The sequence below is a fragment of the Massilia mucilaginosa genome (genome assembly GCF_011682145.1).
Classification (GTDB): Bacteria; Pseudomonadota; Gammaproteobacteria; order Burkholderiales; family Burkholderiaceae_D; genus Telluria_A; species Telluria_A mucilaginosa.
The window spans coordinates 1-10,681 of record NZ_WHJH01000093.1 but is presented as its reverse complement, the minus strand read 5'-3'; the positions used below and the strand labels follow the sequence as shown (position 1 = coordinate 10,681).

At 59.8% G+C, this 10,681-nt stretch carries 12 protein-coding genes; 2 read left to right on the top strand and 10 right to left on the bottom strand.

Going from position 1 to position 10,681, the window contains the following annotated elements:
- Nucleotides 1-162 precede the first annotated feature (162 nt).
- Entirely contained in the window at nt 163-528 is a 366-nt protein-coding gene (locus F2P45_RS33170; protein WP_223164892.1) for a hypothetical protein, read from the top strand.
- A gap of 30 nt (nt 529-558) precedes the next feature.
- On the opposite strand, the gene F2P45_RS33165 is transcribed toward F2P45_RS33170, so the two are convergent.
- A complete protein-coding gene (locus F2P45_RS33165) occupies nt 559-2,085 on the bottom strand; it encodes an MFS transporter (RefSeq protein ID WP_166882477.1) in 1,527 nt (508 codons plus the stop codon).
- A 159-nt stretch (nt 2,086-2,244) separates the two neighbouring features.
- On the opposite strand from F2P45_RS33165, the gene F2P45_RS33160 reads away from it, so the two are divergent.
- On the top strand, nt 2,245-3,135 hold the full coding sequence (locus F2P45_RS33160; RefSeq protein WP_166882476.1) for a LysR family transcriptional regulator: 891 nt from the start codon (nt 2,245-2,247) through the stop codon (nt 3,133-3,135).
- A gap of 88 nt (nt 3,136-3,223) precedes the next feature.
- Here F2P45_RS33160 and F2P45_RS33155 read toward each other — a convergent pair whose 3' ends face one another.
- The 9 genes from F2P45_RS33155 to F2P45_RS33115 form a co-directional block, all read right to left on the bottom strand.
- Nucleotides 3,224-3,646: a F0F1 ATP synthase subunit epsilon gene (locus F2P45_RS33155; RefSeq protein WP_099873373.1), complete on the bottom strand. Its 423-nt coding sequence runs from the start codon at nt 3,644-3,646 to the stop codon at nt 3,224-3,226.
- Nucleotides 3,647-3,702: 56 nt separating this feature from the next.
- Nucleotides 3,703-5,103: a F0F1 ATP synthase subunit beta gene (gene atpD, locus F2P45_RS33150; RefSeq protein ID WP_166882475.1), complete on the bottom strand. Its 1,401-nt coding sequence runs from the start codon at nt 5,101-5,103 to the stop codon at nt 3,703-3,705.
- 32 nt (nt 5,104-5,135) lie between these two features.
- A complete protein-coding gene (atpG, locus tag F2P45_RS33145) occupies nt 5,136-6,011 on the bottom strand; it encodes a F0F1 ATP synthase subunit gamma (protein ID WP_166882474.1) in 876 nt (291 codons plus the stop codon).
- Between the two features lie 131 nt (nt 6,012-6,142).
- The gene (atpA, locus tag F2P45_RS33140) at nt 6,143-7,684 is read right to left on the bottom strand and encodes a F0F1 ATP synthase subunit alpha (protein WP_166882473.1); all 1,542 of its coding nucleotides are present in this window, start codon (nt 7,682-7,684) and stop codon (nt 6,143-6,145) included.
- A gap of 80 nt (nt 7,685-7,764) precedes the next feature.
- Entirely contained in the window at nt 7,765-8,298 is a 534-nt protein-coding gene (locus F2P45_RS33135) for a F0F1 ATP synthase subunit delta (protein WP_166882472.1), read from the bottom strand.
- A gap of 2 nt (nt 8,299-8,300) precedes the next feature.
- Nucleotides 8,301-8,771, bottom strand: a complete 471-nt coding sequence (locus tag F2P45_RS33130) for a F0F1 ATP synthase subunit B (RefSeq protein WP_166882471.1) — start codon at nt 8,769-8,771, stop codon at nt 8,301-8,303.
- Nucleotides 8,772-8,850: 79 nt separating this feature from the next.
- On the bottom strand, nt 8,851-9,096 hold the full coding sequence (gene atpE, locus F2P45_RS33125; protein ID WP_038494309.1) for a F0F1 ATP synthase subunit C: 246 nt from the start codon (nt 9,094-9,096) through the stop codon (nt 8,851-8,853).
- 94 nt (nt 9,097-9,190) lie between these two features.
- Nucleotides 9,191-10,030: a F0F1 ATP synthase subunit A gene (gene atpB, locus F2P45_RS33120; protein ID WP_166882470.1), complete on the bottom strand. Its 840-nt coding sequence runs from the start codon at nt 10,028-10,030 to the stop codon at nt 9,191-9,193.
- A 1-nt stretch (nt 10,031) separates the two neighbouring features.
- Nucleotides 10,032-10,370 carry an ATP synthase subunit I gene (locus tag F2P45_RS33115; RefSeq protein WP_166882469.1) on the bottom strand — a complete coding sequence of 113 codons (339 nt, stop codon included), beginning with the start codon at nt 10,368-10,370 and terminating at the stop codon, nt 10,032-10,034.
- Between the last annotated feature and the right edge of the window lie 311 nt (nt 10,371-10,681).

Genomic DNA, 10,681 nt, shown 5'->3' with positions numbered 1-10,681 from the left:
TGGCTGCGCCGGGTGCTGCGCGACTTGCCAGCGGCGAAAACCGTGGATGACGTCGCGGCGCTGCTGCCGTGGAATATGAAGGATTTGCATACCCCCGATTTAACCAGCGGCGTGACTTCCTGAACAGCCTGGGGTTGATGGATCGCTTACAACATCTTAGCAATGTTCCGCCACACATTCGTCATGGCAGTGGGTATTGCGACGAGCATGATCGCGGTGGCCGGCACGCCATCCATCGACCTCGGCAAGATACACCCTCAAGGACTGACGCGTTCGCAAGCGAGGCAGGTGCTGGTATTCGTGTTGACGCGGGAAGGCTACCGGCTGAAAAGACGGGGCGTCTTTATCGAAGACCTGACCGGCGATGACGGGAGGTTGTCTCCACCGGGACACGTCAGTTTCGGCCTGAGCTACGACACCCCGAATTGCGATCCGCACCAGCGACGTCTTAACAAGATACTGACGCAAAAAAGGCAGCCTCGGCTGCCTTTTTCTCTCTGGCGGGTGAGTAGACGCGCTCCGGCTTGAAGAAGACACCCAGTGTAGCCGACCGGGCAACTAGGCGGTGTCAGGGCCGGCATCATGCGCATGGATGCCGCCCAGCAAAGCAAAAGCTGCGAGCGCGACGCCGACCGCCAGCGCAGCCATACAGTACAGCACCACGCGGAAGGCGTCATCGTAACTGTGCAGGAGTAAAGCTTGCTGGCCCGGAAGCAGGGAGACTGCCTGGGACAGCTCGCCCAGCGCCATGCGGTTGCCGGCTGCCACGATGGCGCCATCGGCCACCCGGCCGGACAAAGCGCGCAGCAGGTCGGACTGGATCAAGGTGGCGGTCAGCGCACCGATGGTCGCGATCGCGACGCCGTCGGCGCAAATGCGGACCGTGTTGAAAATGCCGGTGGCCATGCCTGCGCGTTCCGGTTCCACCACGCTGACCGCCATCGCATCCATCAAACCCCAGGGCAAGCCGATTCCGATGCCGATCAGGCCCATCGGCATCGACCATGCCGCAGCCGGCGTATGCGCCATCCAGGCCAGTCCCGCGGCAGCGAGCAGCAAGCCGGCACCTGACAGGTGGCCGGTGCTGAAAGTGCGCGCCAGCAGCGCGGCGCCAACAGGCACCACCAGGAGGGGCGCCGCCAGGCCGACCATCATCTGGCCGGCGACCAGCGCGCTGTAGCCATCGATACCGATCAGCCGTCCCGGCAACATGACGATTAACACGATGAACAGGAAGGCGGGCGAGGCAGCCAGCAGTTGTACTCCGACAAAGCGAGGCCGGCGGAACAGCGACACATCGAGCATGGGCCGGGCCACATGCCGTTCGATCAGCACGAAAGCGACGAACAGCACGAGCGCCGCAGCCAGTGAGCCGGCCACGGCGGCGGTGCGCCAGCCCTGTTCCGGGGCCTGCAGGATGGCGTAGGTGAACTGGGACAGGGCAGCGGTGAAGGTGATGGCGCCGGGCCAGTCGAGACCGCCTGTGTCGGCAGGCGCCGATGCCTTGACGCTGAGCGCAACCAGCACAACACCGCCGACGCCGATCAACCCGGTCGACCAGAATATCCAGTGCCAGCTGGCGGCATCGACCAGCGCCCCCGCGGCCAGGGGGCCGAAGGCGAGGCCGATGCCGAAGGTCGTACCGATCAGGCTGAACACGCGGGTACGGGCGACGCCGCTGAAGAGCGGCGCAAGGGACGACATGGCCGCGGCGAAGGCGGCCGCGCCACCGAGGCCTTGCAGCAGGCGCAGCACGTCGATCCAGAGCACCGAGGGCGCCCAGGGAATGGCCAGGGTAACGATGGAAAACCAGATCAGGCCCGACAGCCAGACGCGGCGCGGGCCGATCAGGTCGGTCAGGCTGCCGGACACCATCATGGCGCTGCCGTAGGTCAGGATGTAGCCATTGATGATCCAGTTGAGCTGGGCAGCGCTGCCGCCGAGCGCCTGGCTGATCGAGGGCAGCACCACGGCGGGGCCGGTGAAGCACAGGGGGATGAGCAGGCCGGTCAGGCAGGCAGCGAATAGCTGCCACCAGCGCAGGTGGGTGGCGGTTGGCAGCGGCGCAGTGTCGCGCTGACGCATAGGGAGTGGTGCGAGCTTTGTTGCGGGACAAGGTGAAGGCATGCTGGGTCTCTGCGGTGGAAACAGCCAGCATAGGTCCCGCGCGATAAAAGAAAAATGGGTTAAGATTCCTGTCATATCGGACAAAAATGTCCGAAATCGAGGGCGCCGGAAGCAATTATGGGCAGTGTCGCGGGCATTAATGTGTTTGTTCTGGTTGCGGAAACGCGCAACTTCTCGGAGGCCGGCCGGAGGCTCGGCGTGTCCTCGTCCGCCGTGGGCAAGAGCATCGCGCGCATGGAAGAGCGGCTCGGCGTGCGCCTGTTCCACCGCAACACCCGGAATATCACCCCCACCGCCGAGGGACTGCAATTTCTGGAACGTTGCCGCCGCATTCTCTGCGAAATCGAGGCGGCCGAACTCGACCTGTCGAACGCCAGCAGCGCGCCGCGCGGCAAGCTGCGCGTGAGCCTGCCGCGCTACAGCGGCGCCTTCGAAGCGGCGATTGCCGAATTCATGCGGGCGTATCCGGCGGTGGAACTGGACCTGGATTTTTCGGACCGCCTGGTCGATGTCATTCGCGACGGTTTCGATGTGGCGATCCGGACCGGCGAACTGCACGACTCGGGCCTGAAACGGCGCCGTCTGGGGTCGTTCCGGCGCCTTCTGGTGGCTTCCCCGGCGTATCTCGCCGAGCGCGGCACCCCCGTGCAGCCGCCCGACCTGCTCGCCCACACCTGCCTGCACTACCGCTTTCCCAGCACCGGCCGGCTGGAACAGTGGCCGCTCGGCCAGGACGAGCACGGCAGTGGACCGGAGCTGCCTCTCAGCATGGTGTGCAACAGCATCGAAATGCGCCTGTTCCTCGCGCTGCGCGGGCAAGGCATTGCGTACGCGCCGGATTTCACCGTGACAGCCGCGCTGGCGGCGGGCCGGCTGCACACCGTGCTCGACGCGTACGCGCGCGAGCGCGGAACGATCTGGGCGCTGTGGCCGGCGAGCCGGCATGTGTCGCCCAAGCTGGGCGCGTTCATCGACTTCTTGAGCGAACGGGTGTTTCCCGAGGGCTGAGCAGGGTGTGCGGGTTGGCCAGAGCGGAAATAGAAAAAGGCAGCCTCGGCTGCCTTTTTCGCTGTAGCGGGTCGAACCCGCCATCCGCTTAACGCTTGTTGCGGAAGCGCTGGATTGCCTGCAATTGGGCAATCGCAGCCGCCATCTCGGCTTGCGCCTTGGCGTAATCGATCTTCGATACCTTGTTGACCATTGCTTCTTCGGCCGCTTTTTTGGCAGCCAGTGCTTTTGCTTCGTCCAGGTCGCCACCGCGAATCGCGGTGTCTGCCAGCACGGTCACGCCGTTCGGCTGCACTTCCAGGATGCCGCCAGCGACGAAGACGAACTCTTCTTCAGCCTGGCCAGCCACCTTGATCCGTACCGCACCCGGCTTGATGCGCGTGATCAGCGGGGTGTGCTTGGGATAAATCCCCAGCTCGCCTGCTTCACCCGGCAACGCGACGAACTCGGCTTCGCCCGAAAAAATGCTGGCTTCGGCCGATACCACGTCAACGTGAAATGTGTTTGCCATGTGTGTCCTATCGGGTTCCGGCGCCCCGCTGCTTGAGCGCGGCGCCTTCGCCTGTCTTAGTTGAGCTTCTTGGCTTTTTCGATTGCTTCTTCGATCGTGCCAACCATGTAGAACGCTTGCTCAGGCAGGTGATCCAGTTCGCCCGATGCGATCATCTTGAAGCCTTTGATCGTGTCTTTCAGCGAAACGTATTTGCCTGGAGCACCGGTAAACACTTCAGCAACGTGGAATGGCTGCGACAGGAAACGCTGCATCTTGCGTGCGCGCGCGACCAGCAGTTTGTCTTCCGGTGCCAGCTCGTCCATACCCAGAATCGCGATAATGTCGCGCAATTCCTTGTAGCGCTGCAGGGTGCCCTGGACAGCGCGCGCGGTGTCGTAGTGTTCCTGGCCGACGACGAGCGGGTCCAGCTGGCGCGAGGTCGAGTCGAGCGGGTCGACCGCAGGGTAGATACCCAGCGAGGCGATGTCACGCGACAGGGCAACGGTCGAATCCAAGTGAGCAAAGGTGGTTGCCGGCGATGGATCGGTGTAATCATCCGCAGGGACGTACACGGCCTGGATCGAGGTGATCGAACCGGTCTTGGTCGAGGTGATGCGCTCTTGCAGACGGCCCATCTCTTCGGCCAGGGTCGGCTGGTAACCCACGGCCGATGGCATACGGCCCAGCAGTGCCGATACTTCGGTACCGGCCAGGGTGAAGCGGTAGATGTTGTCCACGAAGAACAGAACGTCTTTGCCTTCGTCACGGAACGATTCAGCGATCGTCAGGCCGGTCAGCGCAACGCGCAGACGGTTACCCGGCGGTTCATTCATCTGACCGTAGACCATCGCCACTTTGGAGTTCTCTGGATTTTCCAGATCGACCACTTTGGCATCGGCCATCTCGTGGTAGAAGTCGTTACCCTCGCGAGTACGCTCACCCACGCCGGCAAACACGGATACGCCCGAGTGTGCTTTTGCGATGTTGTTGATCAGTTCCATCATGTTCACGGTCTTGCCCACACCAGCACCGCCGAACAGACCGACTTTACCGCCTTTGGCGAACGGGCAGACAAGGTCGATCACCTTGATGCCGGTTTCCAGCAGGTCTTGCGATGGCGACAGTTCGTCGTACGCAGGGGCCACGCGGTGGATCGATGCGGTTTGCTCGTGCGATACCGGACCGCACTCGTCGATCGGATTGCCCAGCACGTCCATAATACGGCCCAGGGTCGCTTTACCGACCGGTACCATGATTGGCTTGCCGGTGTTCTGGATTGCCATGCCGCGACGCAGACCGTCGGAGGTACCCAGTGCAATGGTACGGACAATGCCGTCGCCCAGCTGCTGTTGTACTTCCAGGGTCAGTTCGGAGCCTGCCATTTTCAGTGCGTCGAAAACCTTCGGCATTGCATTGCGTGGGAACTCAACGTCCACCACAGCGCCGATACACTGAACGATTTTGCCATCAGCCATGTTCGTTCCTTCAATAGTATTTAAATTCGGGTTTAGACCGCAGCCGCACCGGCGACGATCTCGGAGAGTTCTTTGGTAATCGCAGCCTGGCGGGTCTTGTTATAGATCAGCTTCAGATCGCCGATGACGCTGCCGGCGTTGTCGCTTGCCGCTTTCATCGCCACCATCCGCGCCGATTGCTCGGACGCGAGGTTTTCGGCCACTGACTGATACACCAGCGCTTCCACATACCGCACCAGCAATTCATCGATCACGGTCTGCGCTTCCGGCTCGTAGATGTAGTCCCATGCGTGACTACTCTTGTCGCCTTCGAGCTTGTCGGCGGTCAGCGGCAACAGCTGCTCGACCATCGGCACTTGCTTCATCGTGTTGATGAACTTGGTGTAGCAGATATAGACTGCGTCCAGCTCACCTTCCTCGTAGCGGTCGAGCATGACCTTGATCGGCCCGATCAGCTTGTCGAGGTGGACCGTATCGCCGATCTGGATCGCATGCGACACGACCTTCACGCCAACGCGGTTCATGAAACCCAAACCTTTGTTGCCAATGGCAACCGCTTCAATCTTGTTGCCAGCCGTTTCCAGCTCGCGGGTCTTTTGCGTCAACAGACGCAAGATGTTGGTGTTCATGCCGCCGCACAGACCTTTGTCGGTCGTGATGACGATGAAACCAACCGTCTTCGCTTTCACGTCCTTGCCTTGCGCCATGAACGGATGCGTGTATTCCGGATTCGCCGTAGCCAGATGCGAGGTGATGTTACGAATCTTGTCACTGTAAGGGCGGGCGGCCCGCATCCGGTCCTGCGCCTTGCGCATTTTGGACGCGGCGACCATTTCCATCGCCTTCGTGATCTTCTTCGTATTTTCTACGCTCTTGATCTTGTTACGTATCTCTTTGCCTACTGCCATGAGTCCTTACTCCTTTTGTATCCAGCCGTTTAGCATGTTGAGGACCGACTTTCGCTACGCTCAAGTCCTTCCCGCAACTTATTAAGTCTTGAGGACCGACCTGCGCTGCGCGCAGGTCGGTCCCACAAGCATTAATATGCGCCGGATTTCTTGAAGTCAGCAATGGCTGCGGACATGGCGGCTTCGCCATCCTTGTCCAATTGCTTGGTTTCTTCGATCTTGGCCAGGAGAGCAGCTTGCTTGGTCTTCATGTAGCCGTGCAGTCCGGATTCGAACGCCAGTACGCGTTTCACTTCCACGTCATCGAAGAAGCCTTTGTTCACTGCGAACAGGGTCACGGCCATGATCGAGATCGACATTGGCGAATACTGAGCCTGCTTGAGCAGTTCGGTAACGCGTGCGCCACGGTCGAGCTGCTTGCGGGTGTGTTCGTCGAGGTCGGAAGCGAACTGCGCGAACGCAGCCAGTTCACGGTACTGCGCCAGGTCGGTACGGATACCGCCGGACAGGCCCTTGATGACCTTGGTCTGGGCGGCGCCACCGACGCGCGATACCGAAATACCGGCGTTAATCGCAGGACGGATACCCGAGTTGAACAGCGAGGTGTCCAGGAAGATCTGGCCGTCGGTAATCGAAATCACGTTGGTCGGAACGAAAGCCGACACGTCGCCAGCCTGGGTTTCGATGATCGGCAGTGCGGTCAGCGAACCGGTCTTGCCTTTGACGGCGCCGCCGGTGAAGTCTTCGACGTATTTTGCGTTCACGCGTGCCGCGCGCTCGAGCAGGCGGCTGTGCAGGTAGAACACGTCGCCAGGATAGGCTTCGCGGCCTGGTGGACGGCGCAGCAGCAGCGAGATCTGACGGTAAGCAACTGCTTGCTTGGACAGGTCATCGTAGACGATCAGTGCGTCTTCGCCGCGGTCACGGAAGTATTCGCCCATGGCGCAACCGGAGTACGCGGAAATGTATTGCATTGCAGCCGACTCGGAAGCCGATGCTGCGACGACGATGGTGTATTCCATCGCGCCGTGCGTCTCGAGCGAGCGCACAATGTTCTTGATGGTCGATGCCTTCTGGCCGATCGCGACGTAGATACACGTCATGTTCTGGCCCTTCTGGTTGATGATCGCATCGATCGCGACAGCCGATTTACCGGTCTGGCGGTCACCAATGATCAGCTCGCGCTGGCCACGGCCGATCGGTACCATCGAGTCGATCGACTTCAAACCGGTCTGCATTGGCTGCGAGACGGATTCGCGGGCGATCACGCCCGGTGCGATTTTTTCGATAGCGGCGGTCAGCTTGGCGTTGACAGGACCCTTGCCGTCGATCGGCTGGCCCAGGGCGTTGACAACACGGCCCTTGAGTTCAGGACCGATTGGCACTTCCAGGATGCGGCCGGTGGTCTTCACGGTGTCGCCTTCGGAAATGTGCTCGTAAGCACCCAGAATCACGGCGCCGACGGAGTCGCGCTCGAGGTTCATCGCCAGGCCGAACGTATTGCCCGGGAATTCCAGCATCTCGCCCTGCATCACGTCCGACAGGCCATGGATACGGCAGATACCGTCGGCTACGGAGATTACCGTGCCCTGATTGCGAATGTCAGCCGAACCCTCGAGGCCTTGGATCCGGCTTTTGATCAGTTCGCTGATTTCAGATGAATTAAGTTGCATGCTAACTCCTAATAGTTTCTTGATGCGTAAGGCAAGGGCGTCTGCGCCGGCGTGCTGTGCGAGTTGTTACGACGCGGCCGTTATGCCGTCAGCGCAACATGCATCTGTTGCAGCTTGGCGCGTACCGAGGTATCGAGCACTTCATCACCGACGACCACGCGCACACCACCGATCAGCGAGGGATCCACTGTCACCGTTGGGTTGAGCTTGCGGCCAAATTTCTTTTCCAGCGTCGCGACCAGTTGCGCAACCTGCGGCTGGGCAATCTCGAAGGCGCTGGTGATGTTGGCGTCTGCGGCACCGGCATTCGTGTTCTTGAGCACCTGGAACTGGGCGTAGATTTCCGGCAGCAGCGACACGCGGTGGTTTTCCACCAGCATGGCAACGAAGTTGCTCACTTCCGCGGTCACTGGCGACTTCAGCAGCGAGCCGATGGTCGACGCGACATCGGCAGCGGTCACGTTCGGGTTGGCCGCGTAGGCCAGCACATCGTGGTGAGCGCCGAGCTGGGCCAGCTCGGACAACACTTCGGACCAGGCTGCCACGTTGCCTTGTTGGGCAACGCGGTACAGGGCTTCGGCGTAAGGACGGGCGACGGTTGCGAGTTCGGCCATGATTACAGCTCGACCGACAATTGCGACAGCAGGTCGGCGTGGGCCGCTGCGTTCACTTCACGCTTGAGGATCTGCTCGGCGCCTTTGACGGCGAGGGCAGCGACCTGGCCACGCAGTTCTTCGCGCGCGCGGGTAACTTGTTGCTCGGCTTCAGCTTTGGCGGACGCGATGATGCGGGCCGCTTCGTCAGCAGCTGCTTTCTTGGCGTCGTCGAGAATCATGGCGGCGCGCTTTTCGGCGTCGATGATGCGCTTTTGACCTTCGTCACGGGCAGCGGCCAGGTCTTTCTGGACTTGCTCATGGGCTTTCTGCATTTCTTCCTTGCCGCGGTCAGCTGCGGCCAGGCCGTTCGAGATCCTCTGGATGCGCTCGTCGAGCGCTTTCATCAGTGGGGGCCACACGAATTTCATCGTGAAACCAGCCAGGATGAAGAAGACCACGAACTGGGCAAACAAGGTTGCGTTTAAGTTCACGGTATTTTCCTTCTTACAAAAACGGATGCCGAACCCGGAAGGTTCGGCAATTCATAACCAGCGAAGTGCCGAACTTAAATTACTTCGGTACGAATGGGTTGGCGAATGCGAACAGCATTGCGATACCAACACCGATCAGGAACGCCGCATCGATCAGACCAGCCAGCAGGAACATTTTGGTTTGCAGGGTGTTCATCAGTTCAGGCTGACGAGCCGAAGCTTCGAGGTATTTGCCGCCCATGATAGCGATACCGATACAAGCGCCGATAGCGCCCAGACCGATGATCAAACCGCAAGCCAGAGCAACAAAAGAAAGGTCAGTCATGAGAGTTCCTTCAAAAAGTAAATTAAAAACTAGATTAAAAATTACAAACTTTGCCAACTACTACTATGTTTCGATTCTGTTCGAGCTATGCCGATCAGTGACCTTCATGCGCCTGGCCCAGATACACCAGGGTCAGCATCATGAAAATGAACGCCTGCAGGAACACGATCAGGATGTGGAAAATAGCCCAGATCGAACCGGCAATAACGTGGCCGACAAAGCCGAACGTCGTAGCCATCGCACCCAACAAAGCGATCAACAGGAACAGCAGTTCGCCAGCAAACATGTTGCCGAACAGTCGCATGCCGAGCGACACGGTTTTTGCTGCGTACTCGATGATGTTCAACAACAGGTTGAACGGCGCCATGGCGATGCCGAATGGTGCGGAAAACAGTTCGTGAATCCAGCCGCCGAAACCCTTGATCTTGATGCTGTAGTAGATCATCAGAGCGAACACGCCCAGGGCGATGCCCAGCGAGCCGTTCAGGTCGGCGGTCGGAACCACGCGGTGATACGGGAAGACATGTTCGACGCCCATCAGCTTGAACAGGGCGGAGAACATATCGACTGGCAAGAAGTCCAGCGAATTCATCAGTGCTACCCAGACGAACACGGTCAGTGCCAGCGGCGCGATGAAGCTGCGGTCGCCGTGCACGATGCCCTTGGCCTGGTTGTCGACCATTTCGAAGACCATTTCGACAGCCGCCTGGAAGCGGGTCGGCACGCCGGAGGTGGCTTTGCGCGCCGCCAGCCACATGATCAGGCAACCAAGGATACCCATGGCCACCGACCAAAAGATGGTGTCCATATTGATAATGGAGAAATCGACCGGACTATCCTGGTGCTTGGTCGAAAGGTGACCCAAGTGGTGCTTGATGTATTCTGATGCGGTCGGTGCGTGTGCTGCGCCGGCTTCAAGTGTTGAACTCGTCATGTCAGTGCCTAAATATTAAGAATATGTAACTTTTCAGCGCCACGATGAAGCCGCCAATCATGGCGAACACATTCAAGTCGCGGTACAGCGAGAAGGTCGCGGCAATCAGCGCCACCGTCAAAGCAATCTTTATGAATTCCCAGATAAAAAACGATATCGGGTCGGCCCCACCGGGTTTCTTCGTATTGGCGAACAGGCGCAACGCGAACACCGCATTGGGCAAGACACAACACAATCCGCCGAACACCGCCGACAACATCGCAGCCCATCCCCCCAGAAGCGCGGCGATGATGCCGGCGACGACTGTAACCATCAATTGCAGGGAGACTAAGCGCAACATGTTGTATTCCTTGCGCCAGCCATAGGTGTGCCGTGTTTCGGTGTCTGAATTATGTGAATCAGCGGGATTATAAGTGCTTATGCTGGCGTGCGTCAAACGTTGCCGCACTGTGAATGAGCCTGATTGTGTTCAAAAACCACGCATTTTTATGCAATTTATACTAAACAGGGGCGAACTGCGGGTTTGTGCTAAGCGTTAACTAAAAGCAACGTCTTGCGTGATAATGGGTGCAGCCTCGTCGGTGCCCCCGGGGCGGGGGCCCCCGGCGGCGGGGGGGGCCCCCCCGCCCAGAACCGTGGTTATGGGCGCCC